This window comes from Vibrio sp. Vb0349 (genome assembly GCF_033338975.1).
In genome coordinates this window covers 186,204-207,102 of the sequence record NZ_JAWOTS010000003.1, presented here as the reverse complement: position 1 = coordinate 207,102, position 20,899 = coordinate 186,204, and the positions used below count along the sequence as shown (strand labels likewise).

The following is a 20,899-nucleotide window of genomic DNA, read 5'->3' as shown; positions in this document are numbered from 1 at the left end:
TACTCCTAAGCATATATGAATTCGGAATTTTTGAGTTAAGCTCAGTTCACAAAATTACGAGAGCCTCTTACTGAATAGAGACCGTTACAAGCGAGGCTTGCTTTCAAAGCCGGGGGACAGCATCGTGATCACTTAAACATGAAATCCTAAATCGCAGTTTCATAAAATTCATGATTCTGTCATGATTCACTTCTTATTATTATAAGGAATGAAAAAAGAGAAGATGAAGATGAATAACAATCATAAGCCAGTGAGAATCAAACTGGCACACATCAATGACACACATTCCTACTTTGAACCAACGTCATTACAGTTAAAGCTTAAGATAAACAATGAACTCACGCTAGAACCCTATGTCAGTGCTGGCGGCTTTTCTCGTATCGCAACCAGAGTCGAGCAGTTAAGAGATGATGCTCAGCGCCAAGGTCATGGGATGTTGTTCCTCCATGCCGGAGATTGCTTCCAAGGTACGCTGTATTTCTCACTATTTAAAGGCAAAGCCAATGCCGACTTATTGAACGCATTAAAGATTGATGCAATGGCGTTAGGTAACCATGAATTAGATATGGGGAATGAGCCAGTTGCATTGTTTTGCCAACGTACTCAGTTCCCATTGCTTGCTGGCAACTGGGATTTATCCAATGAATCACTTAAAAAACCTCACCGTATCAGTGATTGTAAGGATGTATATAGTTACCAACCGGATACACAGAGCGCTCAATACATTGTTAAAGAATTCCATGGTGAGCGGGTCGCGATTTTCGGATTATCCATAGATAAAATGAGCGACATCGCAAACCCTGATGCAGACACGCCTTTTCACTCAGCAATTGAAACCGCCAAGGCGACCGTAAAACAAATCCATTCATCAGGTATAAAAAATATTATTCTTCTGAGCCACTTAGGTTATGAAGGTGATTTAGAGTTAGCTGAGCAAGTCGCAGGTATTGGTATAATTGTTGGTGGACACAGCCACCGGTTGCAAGGTGATTTTTCATCAATAGGGTTAGGACAAGACGATCCCTACGGTATCAAAATTAATGATACCTATGTGGTGCAAGCGGGTTTCCATGCTTTGACAATGGGGCACTGCGTCATTGAGTTTGATGAACACGGTAAAGCAACGATGTTGAGTGGACAAAATGAACTGTTGCTTGGTCGACGTATTTTTTGGGACTCGACGCTAAACCAACAGCTCGACCAAGGTGTATTCGAAACCGCGTGCGACTTCATCCATGGTCAACCGAATGTCGTGGTTTGTAAGAAACACCCGGAAACTCAAGCGATCCTGAGCGATAAGTATATTCCTCAGGTCAGGCAGTTACAGTCACAAGTCATTGCTAGTGTTGACACCAAAAAGCGTCATGTGAGAATTCCCGATGAATTTGGTGAGAGTGAGTTGGCTTCCTCCGTTGCCCGCTCATTTCTGCACTGTTTAAACAAACGTGGATATGACGTTCAATTTGCAATTCATAATGCGGGTGGCGTGCGAACCTCTTTGAACCCTGGCAACATCACAGTGGCAGACATTGCCGGACGACTGTTGCCTTTTGCCGTTCCTATCGGCTTTTACGATGTAAAAGGCAGCGCTATTCGCCGTGCACTTGAAGGCGCGATAAATAATGCACTCAACAATGGCGTAGAAGGCACTGGATCTGGCAGTTATCCGTACACTTACAATTTAAACTTCGAGTACCACGCAGATGCCCCAAAAGGTGAAAGAGTTCAATCATTAGTGATTTTTGATGGCAAACAATGGGTAGGTGTTCAAGATGATGTTTGGTATCGAGGGACTTCTTCTGCCTATACGATGAAAGGGAAAGAGGGGTATGACGCATTGCAGGAGATGAAAGGAGAAGGGCGTGTGACCAGTTTGTCCATGGCTGATTGTTTTATTGAACTCCTGACCGATGAGCCAAACTGTTTGAATCAAAATCACAAACTTTACACAAAGCGACGTCGATAATAGATACTGGTATTGATTTTGCTGCTCTCCACTTACTACATGGGTTGATGAGGATGGCAGTATGTGGAATAAAGATTGGGCAGATACGGCAGTCGTGGTTGCCTGGATCGCAATTTGGTCAACACTGGTCTACTTTGTGCCTCTAAGCGGCTTTTGAATTGCTAAGAATGTGGATGTTACAAAAGGGAGCAGTAATGCTCCTTTTTTGTATCTATCTTCCCCGTTAGGGCTCTAACCAATGAAGAGTTTGTCTTGAGCCATTTGCTGCTTTTTGTCTGTTTACTGCAGTTCAGGTGGTTGAATCCATTTCTTTCTTTTTATAGTGCTTCCTGATTTTTGATAAGAATTTTATTTCGATAAGACAAGGCTTTTTTGTTGGAAAGCCTGACGCTCGGCGTTATTATGTCGGCGTTTGGGGAGTAGTTAGCGCAAGTTTACTTATCGTCATCTCGTTAAGCATCAGCTTATCCGGTAAGTAAAGGTGTTACGTGGTTCATTCACGTCAACACTTCAACGAGACCAACGCATTCATTGACTAGCAGCACATAATCGTTATGTGGCTGTTGGTTGTTATTGTCTGCGGAAGGTCACCAAACGAAGTCCTTCCGCCATGGGAGGAAATATGTCTCTTATCGAAAATACCACCCAATTGAGCCAATCGGTGCCTCTTCAAGAATCATTAGCGATGTATGGTGCTTTTGGTTTGTTTACCCTTGTTCTTGTGACGCTTGATATCTATCAAACACGTGGTGGCGTTATCACGATGAAAAAAGCCATCGTTTGGAGTGTTTTTTGGTTCTTGCTTGCCTTTGTTTTTGCAGGTTCTATTTATTTATTCTGGGACTTTTACGCGCCACATAGCGCTTATACGAACGACAAAGCAACGATTTCATTCTTAACTGGTTACTTACTAGAGAAGTCGCTAAGCGTGGATAACTTGTTTGTGTTTGCCATCATATTTGCACAATACAGTGTGCCGGAGCACTTGCGTCCGAGAGCATTGCTTTGGGGGGTGATAGGTGCGCTAGTTTTACGCGCTGTCATGATTGCGGTTGGTGCTCAGTTACTTGCACAGTATCACTGGGTATTGTACTTATTTGCTGCTTTCCTTATTTGGACGGGTGTTAAGTTAGCTCGCGACAAAGGCGAAGCAGAAGAGGTTAATCCATATCCTGAGCAGTTGATTCGAAAGGTATTGCCAGTTACAGATGACTACCAAGGAAATTACTTAATCTTAAAGCAAACTGGTAAGTGGGTGGCAACACCGATGCTGATCGTTGTCGGTGTCATTGCAGTAATGGACGTTATGTTTGCGTTGGATTCTATACCAGCTATATTCGCGGTAACGCGAGAGCCATTTTTAGTCTTAGCCGCGAACGTATTTGCATTATTGGGTTTGCGATCGCTGTACTTTGTTCTTCAAGCAATGTTAGACAAGTTTGTATACTTAAAACCAGCATTATCAGTAATCATGATGTTTATCGGGGTAAAAATGCTATTGGTTGGAACAGAATATGAGATTCCGACAACATGGTCTCTCACATTTTTAGTTGTTGTGATGACATCGGCAGTGGTGGCATCACTCCTAAAAAATAAAGCGAAGCGTCAAACTAGCGTTAATATTACTAATCAAAAAATATAAAGTAAGCACTAAAATCAAAAGAAATAACGAAAAATATTGTTAAATATATGTTGTTGCTTAAGGGGCGATTATGCAGGTAATGTTCAGTTATTCAATGTAATTACAGCAATTGTGATTATTTATGCCGTTATTATTCATTTGTATTTTTGAGTTTTGTAATGAGTTTGTTTTATTAGAAATTCTAATTTGAATGGGTAAAATTTGTCATTTCTTAAACAGTAAGAAACTGACTAATATACAACCAACTAAACAGACTACTGCTTTTAAAGAGAGGCAATCATGGCACAAGCAATGCAAATGACAAATGTAGCTTTACCAACCTCTATGGATAAGAAAACCTACGCGGTTAACTTCAAAGGACTGATTGCTCACTTACTGGACATTCTATTTGTAGATAACACTGCGCCACGCAGTTACTACGCAGAAGACTTGTCAGCACATATTCAAAAAGACATCGGTATGTACCGTTAATATTGAAATAGTGTAAGAAATACCGGCCTATGAGCCGGTATTTTTTTATTTGTAAAACATGCCTACTCAACCTACGCCCTAGAAAAGAAACACTCTAGAGGAGGTAGACATGATAGTAGATTAAGTGTTGTATAGAAAAACGGGGCACCATTGGTGCCCCGTTTTGACATGACTGAAGTGAGATATTACTTCTTGCGGCAGTATTCTGCGATCACGTACATCGACTGACCACCATTTGCCTTACCCGAAACTAGCTTTGGATCATCGCCAAGGCTAATACCACGAATCACTGTACCTTGTTTGATTACTTGGTTAGTGCCTTTTACTGGTAAGTCTTTAATTACTGTTACATCGTCACCTTTCTTAAGTTCAGTGCCGTTACAGTCAACCGTTTTATCGTCAGCAGACATCCCTTTCATTGCCCAGTTCATTTGCTCTTCTTCCATGTACATCATGTCAAGAGCATCTTGAGCCCAGCTTTCTGTGTTTAGGCGAGTGAGTTGGCGCCATGCAGTCACTTGTACAGCAGGAACCTGGCTCCACATGCTTTCGTTTAGACAACGCCAGTGGTTAATGTCTTTTGGCTCATCGATCTCACCCAGACACTTATCACAAACCATGATGGCAGTATCAACCGTCACATTACCGTGAGGTGGGACAGCGTATGCAGTTAGTTGAGATTCAGAAGAACACAGTTCACATTTTGACTCGCAGCGCGCAAGCAGAGTAGCTTCAATAGACATAAGGACTCACCTTAGTAATGTTATTTTGTGGCGGTATTATCCACTTTATCCTGAGAAATAAAAGGGTGTTAGCGAATTAAAGACTAGATTTTACAATACTCCAACCTGATTAAGATGAAGATGTAAAATATTCGCTAAATAAATAATACGGAAGTATAATAGACACTATTAATTGTTTTGGATTATGAATTGGTTGTGTCAATTTCTACAACGATTACAAGCCTAAAAGAGGGAAATGTAGAGAGAGGGTGGCTAGAACATAGCCCTCTAATTTACAGAGGGCCTGTCGTTAACGTTCGACAATCTGGACAATTTGCTCTTTTGAAATACTCATTTCTTTACCATCCATGTCTTCATACTCGTACATACCCGTTTCCTCGTTCAGGTCTGGTTTACCGTAAGAGGTAATAATTTTCCCTTCATTTGTCGACATCAGATATTGGCTACTTCCGCATGCAGCAAGAAGTAATACAGTGGCAATAACAGTCAATACGCGCATAGAGTTTTCCTTTTAAACAAGTGAGTTAGGCAAAGACATCGTTTTAACTATAGCAGAGGAAATATGAGTGGGTTTGAATACAATTGAAATGAAAAAGCCCAGTAGAAACTGGGCTTTGGTAGGAAGGGCGTTGCGATTACTTCAAAACAGAAGTGTTAGTGACACCTGTTAGTGCGTCATCCATTAAGAAGTCAGTGTTTTCCATCTGCATCTCTACATGATGATCAATATCAGACAGAGTGCCATTTGGCGAAGCAAAAGTACTGTGCGATGCAGTAGCATTAAACTGTACGAAGCTCGCAGTTGCATTCACATCAGTGTCCGTACTGTTCACAGTCTTCAACCCTAGCTTATTAGCGAGCGGTTCAGTACCCGCGAATGGTGCATTTGGAACGCTGTTTGGTACTGTGCTATCGCCATCCACTTCTGTCATAAAGAATGGTGTCGTTAGCGAACCAGATGCCACTAAATCTGAAGCGTTTGTGAACGGATCGACAGTGTCTAGTGTAGTCTGTGCTGCATAGATAAATTGTGAGAAACCTGCTTCTAGCGCTGCTACTTGAGCTTCCGTTGCCGCAGCCTCAAATGCTTCGTAACATGTTTTATCTTCTAGATCCGCACATGATGCATCAGCGTAACTCGCATAGTCTTTAGATGCTGCATAAGCGAGGTTATGTTTGATCTGAGGGCCGTAATTGTCTGAACCCAGTAACAAATTACCAATTTGTCCACCAGAGTTCTGTACTGATGCAGAACTAAAGGTGTACAGTGCATCCGCAGTAGGGCTGCCCAATGTATTGTTTGCTGCTGCGACGGCAGATGTAGCGACAATACCGCCAAGTGAATGACCTAGCATTTTGACTTTTGAACCCGTCAGTGGGTTGAAGCCTTGCAGAGGACCTCCAGCTAAAAGACCGCCTTGAGCAGATACTACCAAGCTAGCGCGCAAACCTAACACATCCAGAACACTCTGACGTAGGTTGTCACGCGCAACGGCTAAGTTGGAAAGATTTAGATAAGCCAGTACATTCGCATTTGCGGAACGTTGTTCATCTAAGCTGCGCGTACCATGAATAGGTAAGTCAATAGCGATAACTGCCACACCTGCTTTTACCATATTGAACGCGAACGCGTACGCATTCTCTTTCGCTGAGGTGATGCCGTGTTGATAAATCACAACGTCTGTCGCGACGCCAGATTTAGGTGTGAAGACCAGTACTTCGACATCTTCAACCGATTTCACTACGGGAACAGGCGAGTAGCGAGTAATAATACGCTCACTATCAAGCTGGGTACCATCGGTAAGAGTAAGCTTAGCTCCAACAAGTTTTAGCTGCTCTGTAGGATCTGTAGCAAGCTTTGTCACATCAACAGGATCATTTGCAAAAACGCCTGTTGATAGCTGCTGAACCATGTTTGCTTGCTCGTTCGGATCCGCTAATGCTGCGCTTAGCTTCGCTAGGCTTGGCATCGCAGATACCATTGGTTGCATGTTCCAGCTTGCGCCTTTTTCCAAGTAATGAGGCAGTCTTACCACACCTTGTGTCACGCTTACATCGGCACCTGATTGCATGTAAAGGCCTTTAATTGCCGTTTTAGCTGCGTCTAGATCGCTAATGTATTTACTAAAGTCATCGTCAGAGTCTAGCGCAGTGCTAAAGTCTTGGGTTTCACCGAGCGTTATTGTGTAGGCCGTTGATAAGTCAACTGAACCTTCGTTTGAGTCATTTTTGTAAACGGTATTTAGTGTGTTTGCGCCAGTAGAAAAACCAGTAGCGGTTACTCCTTTGACTGCCGCTAACGTATCACCTACTGACTGGGTGCTGAACCATGAAGAATAAACGATGTCTGCAGGGTTTACTTTGGCAATACCAAAAATTCCTTCAACCGCCTGAGTGACTGCTTGAACAGAAGCAAGGTCGCCAGTTTCATAAACGATCTCTTTCGATTTACCAGTTGCATAGCTTGCAGATGTACCAATTGGCTCACCATTTACGTCAGTAACATCTTGTGTGACCGCAAAAATGTACTCGCTTGACTCATCAAGTGCAGCCAAGAACTGGATGTATAGAGAGTTACCTTTTGCTTGAACTACGTAGTCTTGGTTCTGAACAAGCTCTTCTTCGATTGGGTTAGATTTGCGGTCCCACTCGGTTAAGCGTTGATTAATCTTGATGACTTTAACACCAGACGACAGCATGCCCGTTGCAAAACCGTCGCCGTTGAAGTTAAGAACGATTGGCATAGACGTTGACCATCCATCCATCGTGTTCATTGAGGCTCTAGGGTTGGTTAAAGCATCATCGCCATCAGTTGGCAGACCAAGCGTACCATCGCTTGTGTCCATTAATAAGTAAGACGGTGCCGGTACATCTGCGTTCGCTCCTTGAAGCGTAAAACTGATGGATGTTTCGCGATCAAGCAATGCTTGGACTTCATCTTCAAATTGAACTTTGTCGGAAGTACCAGAACTGGAGGTATCATCACCACAACCAGCAAGAAGGATTGCAGAACAAAGCATTGATAATTTAAACGTGTGTTTCATTGGTTTACTCCGTAATCCCATTATTTGAAGGTGTAGTTCATCTGTACCGCGCTGATGTAAGCAGTACCTTCTGAGTCAAACTTAATCTCTTCACCCAGAGCATTTGTCTCAGTGAAAGAGCCTGATTTACTCTTAACAAGTGCAAAGCCTGCATCGAAAGTTAAATTCTCATTCATTGCGTAAGTTAGGCCCGCGCTGTACCAAAAACGGTCACTGTCAGGGATACTCAATGTCGCTTCACCTGCTTGTTCGTCGTACGCAAAGCCTGCACGGAATGTCCAGTCTGTATTAAGTATGTAAGTTGCACCAATGGAGTAGCGATTGTTGTCTTCATATTTCTCAGGTTTAAAGAAACATACTCCGTCATTACATTCGTTACTGGTCGCTTTTAGTTCTTTAAATGTGCTCCAGTCGGTTTGTTGCCAGCCGTAATGTACAGCCCATTGTTCATTCAGTTGATGGAAAGCCGATAATTCGATAATTGAAGGGAGAGAGATTTTTAAACGGCCATCAACTTTTGGTGATGAAGCTCGACCAGAGTCGTAACTACTAAACTCACCGTCATCAAAATCTAGATCAACCTTAGAGCGGTAGCCAAAGCCAAAACGGTTGTTTTCATTTAGCTCAAATAAAGCGCCGACATTCCAACCCCAAGCGAAAGTTTCACCTTCCATGCCGACAAGGTTATCGGACTTATTACCACCTAAAATACCGGCGAGTGCGCCTTTGTGGCGAGTCAGCTCTGCTTCAGCGTATACTAGGTTGATACCACCACCGACACTGAAAGACTCGTTGATACGGTAAGCGACATTAGGGTTGATGTTTACTGAAAGTAGGGAAGTGTCACCCGCCATATCACCTGCGGAAATATCATTTGGATAGTCAGTGGCAACACCGTATGTTGTGAACATACCGATGCCCCAAGCCCAGTTATCATTGATAGGGCTGATGTAATAACCTGCTGGCACGATCTGTAAAGGGGCGACATCTTTCGCGTGTTCATTGTTTACAGTGTCGTACACATCGACTTCAGGGTCGATGATAGATAACGCGCCCGAAAATTGAGCTTCTTTGAAAAGTGTCATTGCTGCAGGGTTACGAGCAAGGACGCTGGCATTATCTGCGACAGCCCCTTCACCTGAAAATGCTCGACCAAGACCAGATGCCGAATGTTCAGCTACCTGGAAGCCCGCTGAGTGGGCATTACACGCAAACAATATTGAAATTGTAAGCAGAGAGCAGTGCTTCTTGTTCATCCTTGACCCTCCTAGGGTGTCATAATGCTGGACCGAAGTCCTTGTAATTGTTGTGTGGTACTTACACCAATTGTTAATACGCGAAATACAACGGTGATGTAAATGTAATGTTAATTGTATGTTTAATAACTTGTCAAAGTTTGAGCGTATTTTGCGTTTTAAATATGATGCATAGGTCAAACGATGGCTTGTAAGGGCATGTATTATCGTTATATTTTTGAAGAGAATGGTACGACCAGAATTGTTTTGCGAGCTTTATAGATAAATAACGATCAAATCAAGAGATAGCTCGCTTTGCTGTTTCTTCACTTCACAGGCATAATTCGCGCTCGCTATGTAGTTATTCAATAGACGCAATAGGAACCGCATTGGAATTACTGAATGTTGAATTTTTAGGTCGTTCGCTAAGGCTCGAAGGATCGATGGCTGGGTGGCAGCAGTTATATTGGGATAATACGTTGGTGTCTCAAATCGATGCCAGTGACAATACCGCAGAGACTTGTCTACACCAGTTTAGGCTCTCTGCGGGTGAGGAAATCCTGAACTGTCATTTAGAGTGTTCTTTAATATGGCAACCGTTTGAATTGAGTTACAAGGTCACAATTAACGGTGAGCTCATCAATGAAGGTTGTCGAAATGAAAAAGACATCGAGCGCCAAGTGCCAGAAGTTACGCCACCATCCGAAAAGCGTTTAAGTGTAATAGGCCTCGTATCTCTTGGGATGAAAGCACTTAAAAGTGCGAAAGTTATTAAAGTGGCGTTAGCGTCTGCAAGTCTCGCTGCATATTCTTGGCTATTTTCCATCGAGTTCGCGCTAGCGTTGATCGCTTGTTTGGTTTTTCATGAATATGGTCACATTAGAGCGATGAAGTATTTTGGAATGAAGACCAAAGGAATCTATTTGATTCCATTCCTAGGTGGTTTGGCGCTAAGTGACGAAAAGATAAACACGCGCTGGCAGGATGTGGTTATCTCAATCATGGGACCATTTTTCGGTTTAGTACTTAGTATTGTTTTTACTTTGCTTTATTGGATGACTGGTGAGGTGATCTTCGCTGGGCTTGCCGTGTTTAACGCCTTGCTAAACCTATTTAATCTGCTGCCTATTTTACCATTAGATGGTGGCCATGTGCTCAAAAGTATTACCTTCTCAATGAATACTTGGGTCGGGTTAGTTGGCAGTATTGCGACCGCTTTATTAGGCATTTTTATCAGTTACTATTTCGGTCTGACGTTGCTAGGGTTTTTATTGTTAATGGGAATGTTGGAAGTGGTGATGGAATGGAGAGCTCGACATCAAAGCCATTTATTGCCATTAACCCGTTATGGGCAGCTATTCTCACTGGCTTGGTACTTGGTCTCTGTCGGAGGTTTTGTTTCTATCATCTGGTATTTTGCCACTCTCGGAGATAGTTTGTTAAGTTTGCCGCTACAGATATTGGGCACTTGATTAGAATCATTAAAAGCTCCCTAGGGAGCTTTTTTATTTGGCAAGCTTAAGTAGTAGACGATAGTAGCAATGAATTAGCCACACCTTGGTGCTTTCGCGTTATACGCAGGCAGCTTATTTATGGTTGCTTGTAAATCTTTAATGCGCGTACTGTGCGATGGGTGGGTTGAGAAGAATTCAGGTGGTTGAGAACCACCTGATGCAGCACTCATATTTTTCCATAAATCGACACTTTGACGTGGGTCGAAACCTGCTTTTGCCATGAATTCCAGCCCGACAATATCAGCCTCAGATTCCTGAGTACGACCGTATGGCAAAATAACACCGTATTGGACACCGACACCAAGTGCCGCCATCGTCATTTGTTGATACTGTTTGTACTCGGAAGCGCCAATGGCAACGTTTGCTAGAGACAACCCGGCATTTGCTAACTGACTTTGTGAGAGACGTTCATTACTGTGGTCAGCGAGGACGTGAGCGACTTCGTGACCAATGACTGTTGCCAACTGATCTTGGTTTTTCGCGACATCTAAAAGCCCGGTATACACGCCGATCTTCCCACCTGGTAGAGCAAACGCATTGACTTGTTCACTATCAAAAACAACGACTTCCCAGTCTTTAAATCCAGATTGAGCGGGAATGGTGTCAGTGATGTGTTTGGCAACGCATTGAACGTAGGCATTCGTTTTGCGGTCTTTGCTGATTGGGATATCTTTCTTCATTTGTTCGAAAGATTTAGCGCCAAGCGATGACATTTCCTGATCTGAAAACATCAGGATCTGGTTGCGACCCGTCGGTGATGCGCTACACGCTGTTAAACCCGCGATAGTTAAAAGAGCAGAGGCTTTCATCCATACCTTCATAATAGGCTCCATTTAATTTTTTGTTTTGAAGCAATAGTATATACCCAAATAGTAACATGATGCATGGATCAAGTTATTCATCTGATTGATAAAGAAGGTGAGATGTTACGTCTTGAAGTTATGCCCAGGTAGCGTCTATGCTAGCTTCCCAGTACATCGTTACAACCTAACAAACCAGTTTGTGAAACTAAGAGTAAAACAATGAGTATATGGAAAAAGCCCGTAAGCATAGAGATTCTGAATGCCACGTCAAAAAATACCCTGATCGAGCACCTACAAATTAAATATACAGATTTCACTGACGACTCCCTGACAGCAACCATGCCCGTATGCAGCTTTACTCATCAACCTTTAGGAATGCTTCACGGTGGTGCATCAGTCGTGCTCGCAGAAACATTAGGCTCATTGGCTGCAAACTTCTCTGTCGATGAGGGCAGCTACTGCGTCGGTTTAGATATTAACGCGAACCATGTGCGAGCCATGCGAAGTGGTCATGTGATTGGTACGGCAAAACCGCTTCATCTGGGTATTTCAACGCAAGTGTGGCAAATCGATATCACTGATGAGCGAGGCCGTTTAGTGTGTACCAGTCGCTTGACCATCGCTGTGAAACAACACAAAACAAAGTCGGTATAAACTAAGATGGTGATTGAGTTTTCATTAGGAAAAATCATTGCAACCCAGCGTGAAATAGTGATTAAGCTCTCCGGTAGTGCAATGGTAACCTTGCAAGCGCAAACCGATGCAATTCAGTTGCTGGGTAGAGGAGCGAACGTTGTTTTATCTCATGGAGCAGAGTGCAAATGGTCTATCAAGCTCGACAACGAGGTACAACTGGCTGAACTTTCGCGAGAAATTGGTATCGATATTCAATAATTTATAGTGTGATGTTTGCACTTTTTGGTAAAAATGAGGAAACTTAGCTTATCGACAACAAGATAAGAATTTCCTCTTTATGAGTAGCCCTCGTTTACGTGTTCAGTTCGAAACACTGTTTGAAAAATTTTCCGGTCACGATACGGACGTTCAGCTCGAAGACATCACCGAAGCGTTGTTTTGTACACGTCGTAATGCTCGTATTGTTCTAAATAAACTTGAAGAAGAGGGCTGGATTGAGTGGCATCCGGCAGCGGGTCGAGGAAAACTTTCGAAACTCGTTTTTAAACGTAATCGAAGCGACGTCAGCGAAAACCTCGCCAGGCGTTATCTCGATGAAGGGAAAATCGGTCAGGCTCTAGATGCGCTTGATAACGATGCGGCACGATTGACGCAGGTTATCCAAGGTTATTTAGGGCTTCAGCATCGACAGGGCGAGCAGGTCGTGCGTTTGCCTTATTATCGACCATTGTCGATGTTAAACCCGCAGAAACCGATGCGGCGTTCTGAACAGCACATCGCCAGACAAATTTTTAGCGGACTCACTCGCCTTGATGAAAATGAACAACTTCAACCAGATTTAGCCCACACGTGGGAAGCAATTTCTGATACACATTGGCGTTTTTATCTTCGTCGTGGAGTACGCTTTCATAACGGTGAACCGTTAACAACCAGTTGTGTTCTTGAGAGTGTGCTTGCGTTAAATAGCTTGAACTTGTTTTCTCACATAAAGCGGGTGTCTTCGCCACAAGAGTGGACCGTTGATATTGAGCTCATCCGTCCTGATCGCTACCTGCCTCTGGCTCTGAGTGAGTCGCAAGCAAAAATTTTGCTACCGAGTGCTTTGCGTTCTGAAAGCTTCGATAGACAACCGATAGGGACAGGGCCGTTCCAAGTTAAAATGAATGATGATAAGCGTCTTATTTTGACGGCTTTTGATGGCTACTTTGGTTTTCGCCCTTTACTTGACCAAGTGGAGGTGTGGGTAATCGATGAAGCCTATTCTTCAATGGTTTATCCAAGCCTGTCAAAGCCGAAGATGGATAAACAAGGTTCATCCGATGAAGTCGAGCTGGACCCTGGCTGTACATTCCTATTACTAAACAAAAACACTGGGATTGCAAAAGATCCACGTTGGGCAGAGTTCCTCTCGCAAACCCTCAACAGTCACCAGATTTACGCGCATGTTCCACAAGATAAAGTGATGGAACTGGGAGTATTGCAAGCCTTTGGCCTTAAGCCCGGTTGGATTGATCTCAGGCCAGCGGAAGCGGGCAGCGTACCACAGGCTAATAAGGTAATTTCCGTAGCGTATCAGAAAAAGCATCCGATGTTTCCAGTAGTTGCCAAGGCCATCAAGACACTCTTAAAACCGCACGGTATAGAGGTTGAGTTTATTCGTTATGATTCTCAACCGCCCGCGCCGGAGGAAGTGGATATCTGGGTGAAAGCTATGGGCATTGCAACGAACCGAAATGACGCGTTGGCGGGCTGGCTCCTGGATTACAGTGATATTGAGAAGTTCAGTTCAGGTTACGATTTTAGTGAATGGGCTAAACTTGTCGATCAATGGCGTGCTGGGATGCACACAGACTTTCCTGCGCGTGAGCTAGGACGACAGTTAGTAAAAAGCTGTCAGGTGATTCCTATGTTTCACTGCTGGCTAGGCGTGAATAAAGACCACAGCGGTGCGTTACAAAATGCAAAGTGTAATGCCTTAGGTTGGTTTGATTTTAATAATGTATGGGTCAAACCGGATATAGAAAGTAACCATGGCGAAACCGAATAAAAAACAACCGACGAAAACCGTCGATATCTTTTGCTCTAAATGTAAAACTCAACTATTTAAGTACCGTAAAGGCGGGAAAGGCGCACTGGTTAAATGCTTCAAAGAGCGCATTGTTGACGATTTCACACAAACCCCATGTATTTGCCCCGCTTGCGGACAAGAGTTTGCAAGAGATACCCTAGTAAGAGGAACCCCCGCTTACAAAATGATTGGCGGCAAAGTGACGATGAAATAATAAAGGGCTAGAAAATGAGTATGAAACATGACTATTGCATGGTTTTAAGTACAACCAGTAATGAAAAAAATCGAGATCAGATCATTAAAGGTTTGCTAGATGCCCAATTAGCCGCGTGTATTCAAACAATGCCTATTGAAAGCCACTACGTTTGGAAAGGGGAGGTTTGTACTGACAACGAATGGTTGCTAGTCATCAAGACTCGTCGAGAACTTTATGAATTGGTGGAAGAGAAAATAGAAAACCTGCACGAATACGAGGTCGCTCAAATCGTACAGGTTCCAATTGTTGATGGGTTTAACCCTTATTTAGAATGGTTGAGAGAATCGACGTTGAGCCGACATTAAGAATAACGACAACACTGCACCAACGGTATCGCACAACATATCTTTCTGGGCGTCCCATATGTCACCTTGCGAGCCCAGAAAGGCAATTCCCTCATCGCCACCAGCCAACTCCGCATACCACCATTCGATAATCTCATAGCCAGCAGCAAGTGACATGATAGCAAACAAAGCAAACCAGCAAGAGAACGCTTTGTTGAACCGTTTTTTGTTTATCAAGTATTCAGCGATCGGATATGCGTAAAGGCCAATTGAAAAGTGCGCAACGCGATCAAAATTATTTCGCTCTGAACCAATCATGTCGTTAAACCAGTCAAACGGCACTTCGGAGAACGTATATTTCGCACCGATAGTGTGCAAACAGAGCCAGATGAACATTAAAAAGTAAGCCGTATTACTGAACTGATAGCGAATCGAAATCGCCCAAATAGCAACAAGAATACCAATCGCCGGGATAATCTCCGCAAACCAAACTGCACGTGAGTTAGGTTCCAACGCAGAAAATAAAAACACGATGGCATAAAAAATCGTTAATCCTAAGAGTGTCGAGGTGCTTTTCATAGAGTTATTTGATCCTTCAATTTATCTTACAGTGGGACTCCATAGATTGTGTTAATGATTACACTTAATTGAACGGTGTGCAATTGATATTTTAATGGGTTTTTTGATCACTGAAAATGTTGATTTATTGGCAAACTGCTCAACATTAAAACGTTTGCGCGTGCACTTTTCATTAAAGTTTGATTTACAACATGCCCATCCATAGAATCCATGATTCAGTCTAATAAAAAAGAAGTAAAGCCATGAAACTGGAAACTGTCGATTATCTTGCTGACGATGCTGCTCAACAGTTCGTTACCTCTTTACGCGAAACGGGGTTCGGTGTGTTGAAAAACCACCCGATTCCACAAGAGCTTGTAGAGTCAATTTACAAAAACTGGCATGAGTTTTTCTGTTCAGAACAAAAGAATGATTTTCACTTTAACGTAGACACCCAAGATGGCTACTTCCCACCTTCTGTGTCTGAAGTGGCAAAAGGGCACAAAGTGAAAGACATCAAAGAGTACTTTCATGTTTACCCTTGGGGTCAGATCCCAGAGCAGCTTAAAGCTGAAATCTTAGAGTACTACGAGCGTGCCAATGCATTTGCTCAAGAGCTATTAGGCTGGGTTGAAGCGTACGCACCTAAGGACGTTCAAGAGAAGTTCTCTATCGCGTTGTCAGAAATGATCAATAACAGTGACAAAACATTACTACGCGTGCTTCACTACCCACCGATGACAGGCGAAGAAGAGCCAGGCGCTATTCGTGCTGCTGCGCATGAAGACATTAACCTGTTAACGGTTTTGCCTGCTGCTAATGAACCTGGACTGCAAGTAAAGAGTAAAGAGGGTGATTGGATCGATGTACCATGTGACTTCGGGAACTTAATCATCAACATTGGTGATATGCTTCAAGAAGCGTCAGGTGGTTATTTCCCTTCAACGACTCACCGTGTAATCAACCCTACGGGTGGCCGTCAAGAAAAGTCACGTATCTCATTACCGTTGTTCCTGCATCCAAAGCCGGAAGTGGTGTTATCTGAGCGCTATACTGCACATAGCTACCTTATGGAACGTTTACGTGAGCTAGGGGTTATTTAACCTTTACGTGATCTCCTTACAAAGGCCGATGGTGAATGACTATCGGCCTTTTTGCATTTATGCTACAAAGTGGAAACTATGTTTTTTGTGCCGTGAATGGGGCCCTAAACTCGTGTCAGAGAGGATGAATGGAAGGACAACGTACTGTCAGTAGTATTGAGCCTCATGCAATAGAAAATCCGCTGCTTTGGCCAATGCTAGAAATTCTGAGAAAACAGCCCTCTAATTGGAAAGTGCACACCTTGGCAAGCTGGTTGGGTGAACAAGGTTATATTTCAAAGCTGGACGACTCTCCCGATAAGGATTTATTCAAAAGAAATTTCCTGATCATGAATGCATTATATCAACTGCAAGACACTCTGTATCCGGATAGCTGGCTTCAAGTCGAAGCCATGGATATTCAGCTCATGTCTTCGATGGAAGCTTTGAGGCATAAGATCGATATTCATGATCCTTTGCGTGATTATTACTTAGATTGGCGCAATTACGAAGCGGACGAAGATGAAGTGCGTCGATTGTTGAATGAATTTTGGACAACTTATCAAAAGTTCATCGGTGGTTCGTCAGTAGCCAGCGTAGATAAGACAAAGGCACTGTCACTATTTGAACTTAACACTGACGCTACGCCTGCGGAAATTAGAAAACAATGGCGAAAACTCGCGCTTCGTTGGCATCCTGATCGAGAAAATGGCGATGCAGAAAGATTTAGAGTTCTTTGTGAAGCGTGGAATGTACTGAGAAACGAATGATTCGCTAAGAATAAAGATAAAGGAAGGCAGCTAACTATAGCTGCCTTTTGATTGAACTGTCTCTGTCAGCGTATCAAAACTAGCATGATGACTTAAACTGAGATTTTCGCATGCGGTTGAGGGCAGCCATAACGTCTAGTGTGCGTGGTTTGGCTAAGTCGCCTTGCTTAGGAAGAACGGCATGCCACTCACCAGACAGCATTTCTTCAATCTCCTTCGCCGGATGATTACACCAACCTGGAAGTTGAGCAATTTGGAACCATAACCAGCCAATTGTGTTGACTTCATCGGCTGACTCTATCTGTTCCAAAGCGCTGAGATCAGTAAACTCTTTACCAAATCGAAGTGACTCTTTGCCTTTCGCATTCACACGGAACTTGCCGTCAGTGAGAATATTCATCAACGCAACGCGGTTCAGTGCTCGAGGTGGGAAGGTCTGTAAACGTTCTTCTGACTCGTTATGGCGTTGAGTAGGGTGCTGAGCGATAACTTCTTTCGCTTTTTCAGTTACATCAACGGCTTGGTAGTCGTGCATTTGAATGACGGTATCGGCAACGTCTAAGTAGTCGCCCGACCCACCCATAACGATAATGGTAGAGATATCAAGATCATCTCGTAATTGACCAATGCGGTCGACGAGAGGAGTAATTGGCTCATCACCTTTTGCCACCAATGCCTGCATACGCTCATCTCTAATCATGAAGTTGGTAGCAGAAGTATCTTCATCAATCAATAATGTGCTTGCACCCGCTTCAATAGACTCTTGAAGCCAAGCGGCTTGCGACGTTGAGCCTGATGCGTCTTGAGTAGAAAAGTCCGCCGTATCTTTACCCATCGGTAAATGGTTGATGTAGTTCGAGAGGTTCAAGTGGTGTACGCATCGGCCATCTTCGGCACGAATCTTCATAGCCTTGTTATCGGCAACAATGTATTCGCGACCATCTCCTGGAATATGATCGTAAATTGAACGCTCTATTGCATTTAATAAGGTAGATTTACCGTGGAAGCCGCCACCTACGATCAGTGTGATACCTTTTGGAATTCCTAATCCTGTGACATGGCCCTTGTTTGGCGCATGTAAAGTGACTTGTAGAGATTCAGGGGCTTTAAACTCAACGGCTTCTTTCATAGGAAGGTCGCAATTACCTGCAATTCGAGGAAGAATACTGCCGTTTGCGACAAACGCGACTAAGTTATTGGCCTCCAACTGTTCTCGCAGGGCATCTTGGTCTTCAACAACTTGGCAGTGCTTAATTAAAGCGGCTTTGTCGAGTTCACGCTCTAAAGTTGCTCGACGGATAAACTTAGGCAGGTGGAAAGTCAGTATGTTGTTGGCTTTTTTCCCCAATACTGAACGACCTTCGGCTGGTAAGTTAACTCGAAAACGCAGTTCAATACCTTCTTCAGTAAACAACACCGCGGTGCTATCCAGTACTGTTTGGCCTGTCAGTGAAATTGATACTGAGTTTTCTTGTTTAGCAAACTGCTCAAAACTACGCGCAATAAAATCACGTGCAGCTCTTTGAAATGCAGGAGACTCGTCTCTTAGCCACTCAAGACCAGTCAAAGACCATGAGCGAGTCGCACGAAAACGTGACGCCGATGCATAAGGGTCACCCTGTACATGATCGATAAACAAAGTGAAATCAGTGAAGTCGTATTGACCTTTGATTTGCTGATAAGCTCGGTAGTTCTGCTTTTCAATTTTCTTAAGCGTGGCAGTCAACTGATCCATGAAGATATTAGCCTTTTAATAGAAGCGGGCGGCGATTATAGAAACCACCGCCCTCATAGTAAAGAGAATGCTTAGGAAGAGTAGGCGTATTGCCCGCCAGAAAGGCGCTGATTAAACAAACTTTGCTCAAATTCATTACAAGGCATAGGTTTACCATAAAGAAAACCTTGTCCGATATCACAGCCCTCACCAATGAGAAACTGTTCTTGTTGGGGAGATTCAATGCCTTCGATCACGACTTGGAGTTCCAGTTTTTTCGCAATGTGTATGATAGAACAAATTATCGCGCGGTCATCGTCCGACTTTTCCATTTGCTGGACGAAGCTTTTATCAATTTTGATGGCATCAAATGGATATTTCTTTAAATAGCTGAACGAGGCATATCCTGTACCAAAATCGTCAAGTGACAGTGTCACGCCTAGTTTGTGCAGTTTATTTAATGTAGTGCGTGCTACGACCTCATCGGCAATTAAAGCGCTCTCGGTCACCTCGAGCTCGAGAAAGTGCGCTGGCAAGTGAAAAGACTCGAGTAAGTGTTGCACTTGTTCCGCAAAATTTACGTTTTGTAATTGAATGGGAGAAACGTTGACGGCCATTTTGAAGTTATCGATTAACTCAGACCATTGTTTTGCTTTGTCTATCGCGGTACGCAGAACAAAAGAGCCAACTTCAAAGATAAGCCCGTTTTGTTCAGCCATATGTATTAATGCTTCGTTGGATACGTCGCCAAGTATTGGATGCCTCCAGCGTAGTAACGCTTCTGCGCCAATCCACTTGTGGGTTTGAGGGTGTACTTTGGGTTGAAAGTAGAGCATTAGGTCGTCGTTTCTTACCGCTTGCAATAAGTAGCTTTCCAGTTGATTGTGGTTGTTGAGTTCATTTGAATGGCTTTCACAAAAATAACTATACGCTTCGCCAGATTCTTTACACAAAAGCATGGCATAACATGCGTTCTGGAGTAGTTGTTTAGCATTGCTGGTTCGGTGAGCTTGTACAACACCAATGTAAGAGTTTAGGTGAACCTCTGTGTCTTTTACATAATAACTTCCCATACCAATATCGGTAATATCATTCAGTAGCTGATGCAATTTTATATCGATGTCTGTGCCCCAAACGAGCAATACGAGATCATTGGAGCTAGGCCTCCCCGTAACAAAATGTCTGGACTCCCGCTTACCAAGACGATACCGAAATTCTTTCAATATTTCGTCGAAAGCTTCAAAGCCATAACGGGTTTGGATACTGCGTGCATTGCTAAAACCAATGTTTATTACGATTAATGATTGCTGACTGTGATCTAACGTTCTGAGTGTGTCACTGACTATATTTTCGAGTGCTGCTCGGTTTAGGAATCCAGTTCCTTGATCGTGTGTTTTTTGGTAGCTAACCTGCTTTTCAGCGGCTCTGCGACGATCAATCTCTTGCGTTAGGGAATAACTTAACTGCGCCAAATCTGTAGTGCGATTCTCAACTCTATTTTTGAGTTCGTTGTTAAGACGCTGAAGTTTGTGTTGCTGATGCACGATGGAAAGCTGCGCTTCGATTGAATCTTTAAAAGTCCCAAGCAATTGCCGGTAAGTGTCGCAGTATTCATTCTCCTTAGAATCAAGCATGCAAATAGTTCCAAACGTCTCTCCATTTGGCCAGAATAGCGGTAAGCCGCAATAAGAGATCATACCTAGTTTGATATCAGGGTTATTTTGCCACTCTTCATCTTCAAGCGCGTTTGGGACAATAAGTTCACTTTTGTGTTTTATGACATGCTCACAATACAAACCGTTGCCAAGCAACTCAGTATCGCCAGTACGATAAGGATTACCTATAGTTTCGCTGGATGTATTTACTTCTATGCGATCTGGATGGATACGCATAATTAATGTGGTGGGTACGTGCGTTATTTGAGCCAGTAAGTTGACGATTTCCTGCCAACTTCTTCGCATAGACTCAGGGATTTCGTAGTCTAATGTTTGCAATCTCCCCATATAGGTCATCCTTTACGTGGTTTCACTTCCTGTGAATTAAAAATGCAGACTGCTCTATTTTGTTCTCGCTTTTTAATTAAGTATAGGGTGGCTAGGGCTCGAAACAAAAA

Annotated in this window: 19 protein-coding genes; 11 read left to right on the top strand and 8 right to left on the bottom strand. The window is 43.3% G+C overall.

Going from position 1 to position 20,899, the window contains the following annotated elements:
- The first annotated feature begins 223 nt into the window (after positions 1–223).
- The 3 genes from R7Q47_RS05955 (at position 224) to R7Q47_RS05945 (ending at position 4,079) form a co-directional block, all read left to right on the top strand.
- Complete coding sequence (locus tag R7Q47_RS05955; protein WP_318088685.1) at positions 224–1,966, top strand: bifunctional UDP-sugar hydrolase/5'-nucleotidase; 1,743 nt, start codon at positions 224–226, stop codon at positions 1,964–1,966.
- A 622-nt stretch (positions 1,967–2,588) separates the two neighbouring features.
- Positions 2,589–3,608: a TerC/Alx family metal homeostasis membrane protein gene (locus tag R7Q47_RS05950; RefSeq protein WP_256902701.1), complete on the top strand. Its 1,020-nt coding sequence runs from the start codon at positions 2,589–2,591 to the stop codon at positions 3,606–3,608.
- 279 nt (positions 3,609–3,887) lie between these two features.
- Entirely contained in the window at positions 3,888–4,079 is a 192-nt protein-coding gene (locus R7Q47_RS05945) for a hypothetical protein (protein ID WP_005376351.1), read from the top strand.
- A gap of 185 nt (positions 4,080–4,264) precedes the next feature.
- Here the strand turns inward: R7Q47_RS05945 and R7Q47_RS05940 are convergent, their stop codons facing one another.
- From R7Q47_RS05940 to R7Q47_RS05925, 4 genes are all read right to left on the bottom strand, one after another.
- Positions 4,265–4,822 (bottom strand): PhnA domain-containing protein, encoded by a 558-nt coding sequence (locus R7Q47_RS05940; protein WP_005376350.1) that lies wholly within the window; start codon positions 4,820–4,822, stop codon positions 4,265–4,267.
- A gap of 289 nt (positions 4,823–5,111) precedes the next feature.
- Positions 5,112–5,321, bottom strand: coding sequence for a YgdI/YgdR family lipoprotein (locus R7Q47_RS05935; RefSeq protein WP_005376349.1), 210 nt, complete (start codon positions 5,319–5,321; stop codon positions 5,112–5,114).
- Between the two features lie 136 nt (positions 5,322–5,457).
- Positions 5,458–7,866 carry a VolA/Pla-1 family phospholipase gene (locus R7Q47_RS05930; protein ID WP_318088684.1) on the bottom strand — a complete coding sequence of 803 codons (2,409 nt, stop codon included), beginning with the start codon at positions 7,864–7,866 and terminating at the stop codon, positions 5,458–5,460.
- A 20-nt stretch (positions 7,867–7,886) separates the two neighbouring features.
- Complete coding sequence (locus R7Q47_RS05925) at positions 7,887–9,122, bottom strand: outer membrane protein transport protein (protein ID WP_031781326.1); 1,236 nt, start codon at positions 9,120–9,122, stop codon at positions 7,887–7,889.
- A gap of 422 nt (positions 9,123–9,544) precedes the next feature.
- On the opposite strand from R7Q47_RS05925, the gene R7Q47_RS05920 reads away from it, so the two are divergent.
- A complete protein-coding gene (locus R7Q47_RS05920) occupies positions 9,545–10,573 on the top strand; it encodes a site-2 protease family protein (RefSeq protein ID WP_246544170.1) in 1,029 nt (342 codons plus the stop codon).
- Positions 10,574–10,647: 74 nt separating this feature from the next.
- On the opposite strand, the gene R7Q47_RS05915 is transcribed toward R7Q47_RS05920, so the two are convergent.
- The gene (locus R7Q47_RS05915) at positions 10,648–11,436 is read right to left on the bottom strand and encodes a M48 family metallopeptidase (protein WP_017634168.1); all 789 of its coding nucleotides are present in this window, start codon (positions 11,434–11,436) and stop codon (positions 10,648–10,650) included.
- Positions 11,437–11,637: 201 nt separating this feature from the next.
- Between R7Q47_RS05915 and R7Q47_RS05910 the strand changes: the two genes are divergently transcribed.
- From R7Q47_RS05910 to cutA, 5 genes are all read left to right on the top strand, one after another.
- Positions 11,638–12,072 (top strand): hotdog fold thioesterase, encoded by a 435-nt coding sequence (locus tag R7Q47_RS05910; protein ID WP_005376340.1) that lies wholly within the window; start codon positions 11,638–11,640, stop codon positions 12,070–12,072.
- 6 nt (positions 12,073–12,078) lie between these two features.
- Positions 12,079–12,312 carry a DUF3389 domain-containing protein gene (locus tag R7Q47_RS05905; RefSeq protein ID WP_005386281.1) on the top strand — a complete coding sequence of 78 codons (234 nt, stop codon included), beginning with the start codon at positions 12,079–12,081 and terminating at the stop codon, positions 12,310–12,312.
- A 79-nt stretch (positions 12,313–12,391) separates the two neighbouring features.
- Positions 12,392–14,101, top strand: a complete 1,710-nt coding sequence (locus R7Q47_RS05900) for an SgrR family transcriptional regulator (protein ID WP_033907082.1) — start codon at positions 12,392–12,394, stop codon at positions 14,099–14,101.
- Positions 14,085–14,336: a hypothetical protein gene (locus R7Q47_RS05895; protein WP_005376334.1), complete on the top strand. Its 252-nt coding sequence runs from the start codon at positions 14,085–14,087 to the stop codon at positions 14,334–14,336. Before R7Q47_RS05900 ends, R7Q47_RS05895 begins: the two co-directional genes overlap by 17 nt.
- A 14-nt stretch (positions 14,337–14,350) precedes the next feature.
- Positions 14,351–14,683 carry a divalent-cation tolerance protein CutA gene (cutA, locus tag R7Q47_RS05890; protein WP_017634166.1) on the top strand — a complete coding sequence of 111 codons (333 nt, stop codon included), beginning with the start codon at positions 14,351–14,353 and terminating at the stop codon, positions 14,681–14,683.
- Here cutA and R7Q47_RS05885 read toward each other — a convergent pair.
- On the bottom strand, positions 14,645–15,241 hold the full coding sequence (locus R7Q47_RS05885; RefSeq protein WP_005376330.1) for a DUF2238 domain-containing protein: 597 nt from the start codon (positions 15,239–15,241) through the stop codon (positions 14,645–14,647). The two genes, cutA and R7Q47_RS05885, sit on opposite strands and share 39 nt — an antisense overlap.
- 242 nt (positions 15,242–15,483) lie before the next feature.
- Between R7Q47_RS05885 and R7Q47_RS05880 the strand changes: the two genes are divergently transcribed.
- Together R7Q47_RS05880 and R7Q47_RS05875 are read left to right on the top strand one after the other, a co-directional pair.
- Complete coding sequence (locus R7Q47_RS05880; protein WP_005386285.1) at positions 15,484–16,323, top strand: isopenicillin N synthase family dioxygenase; 840 nt, start codon at positions 15,484–15,486, stop codon at positions 16,321–16,323.
- A 128-nt stretch (positions 16,324–16,451) separates the two neighbouring features.
- Positions 16,452–17,072, top strand: a complete 621-nt coding sequence (locus R7Q47_RS05875) for a DNA-J related domain-containing protein (protein WP_213907675.1) — start codon at positions 16,452–16,454, stop codon at positions 17,070–17,072.
- Positions 17,073–17,151: 79 nt separating this feature from the next.
- Here the strand turns inward: R7Q47_RS05875 and R7Q47_RS05870 are convergent, their stop codons facing one another.
- A complete protein-coding gene (locus R7Q47_RS05870; RefSeq protein WP_213962462.1) occupies positions 17,152–18,807 on the bottom strand; it encodes an ABC-ATPase domain-containing protein in 1,656 nt (551 codons plus the stop codon).
- A 71-nt stretch (positions 18,808–18,878) separates the two neighbouring features.
- Positions 18,879–20,789, bottom strand: a complete 1,911-nt coding sequence (locus R7Q47_RS05865) for an EAL domain-containing protein (protein WP_213962461.1) — start codon at positions 20,787–20,789, stop codon at positions 18,879–18,881.
- Positions 20,790–20,899: the final 110 nt, after the last annotated feature.

Excerpts from the sequence above, each read along its gene's own strand:
- R7Q47_RS05870 (WP_213962462.1), bottom strand. The coding sequence starts at position 18,807 with ATGGATCAGTTGACTGCCACGCTTAAGAAAATTGAAAAGCAGAACTAC.
- R7Q47_RS05920 (WP_246544170.1), top strand. The coding sequence starts at position 9,545 with ATGGCTGGGTGGCAGCAGTTATATTGGGATAATACGTTGGTGTCTCAA.
- R7Q47_RS05950 (WP_256902701.1), top strand. The coding sequence starts at position 2,589 with ATGTCTCTTATCGAAAATACCACCCAATTGAGCCAATCGGTGCCTCTT.
- R7Q47_RS05885 (WP_005376330.1), bottom strand. The coding sequence starts at position 15,241 with ATGAAAAGCACCTCGACACTCTTAGGATTAACGATTTTTTATGCCATC.
- R7Q47_RS05880 (WP_005386285.1), top strand. The coding sequence starts at position 15,484 with ATGAAACTGGAAACTGTCGATTATCTTGCTGACGATGCTGCTCAACAG.
- R7Q47_RS05940 (WP_005376350.1), bottom strand. The coding sequence starts at position 4,822 with ATGTCTATTGAAGCTACTCTGCTTGCGCGCTGCGAGTCAAAATGTGAA.
- R7Q47_RS05945 (WP_005376351.1), top strand. The coding sequence starts at position 3,888 with ATGGCACAAGCAATGCAAATGACAAATGTAGCTTTACCAACCTCTATG.
- R7Q47_RS05895 (WP_005376334.1), top strand. The coding sequence starts at position 14,085 with ATGGCGAAACCGAATAAAAAACAACCGACGAAAACCGTCGATATCTTT.
- R7Q47_RS05865 (WP_213962461.1), bottom strand. The coding sequence starts at position 20,789 with ATGGGGAGATTGCAAACATTAGACTACGAAATCCCTGAGTCTATGCGA.
- cutA (WP_017634166.1), top strand. The coding sequence starts at position 14,351 with ATGAGTATGAAACATGACTATTGCATGGTTTTAAGTACAACCAGTAAT.
- R7Q47_RS05925 (WP_031781326.1), bottom strand. The coding sequence starts at position 9,122 with ATGAACAAGAAGCACTGCTCTCTGCTTACAATTTCAATATTGTTTGCG.
- R7Q47_RS05915 (WP_017634168.1), bottom strand. The coding sequence starts at position 11,436 with ATGAAGGTATGGATGAAAGCCTCTGCTCTTTTAACTATCGCGGGTTTA.
- R7Q47_RS05900 (WP_033907082.1), top strand. The coding sequence starts at position 12,392 with ATGAGTAGCCCTCGTTTACGTGTTCAGTTCGAAACACTGTTTGAAAAA.
- R7Q47_RS05955 (WP_318088685.1), top strand. The coding sequence starts at position 224 with ATGAAGATGAATAACAATCATAAGCCAGTGAGAATCAAACTGGCACAC.
- R7Q47_RS05935 (WP_005376349.1), bottom strand. The coding sequence starts at position 5,321 with ATGCGCGTATTGACTGTTATTGCCACTGTATTACTTCTTGCTGCATGC.
- R7Q47_RS05905 (WP_005386281.1), top strand. The coding sequence starts at position 12,079 with ATGGTGATTGAGTTTTCATTAGGAAAAATCATTGCAACCCAGCGTGAA.
- R7Q47_RS05930 (WP_318088684.1), bottom strand. The coding sequence starts at position 7,866 with ATGAAACACACGTTTAAATTATCAATGCTTTGTTCTGCAATCCTTCTT.
- R7Q47_RS05910 (WP_005376340.1), top strand. The coding sequence starts at position 11,638 with ATGAGTATATGGAAAAAGCCCGTAAGCATAGAGATTCTGAATGCCACG.
- R7Q47_RS05875 (WP_213907675.1), top strand. The coding sequence starts at position 16,452 with ATGGAAGGACAACGTACTGTCAGTAGTATTGAGCCTCATGCAATAGAA.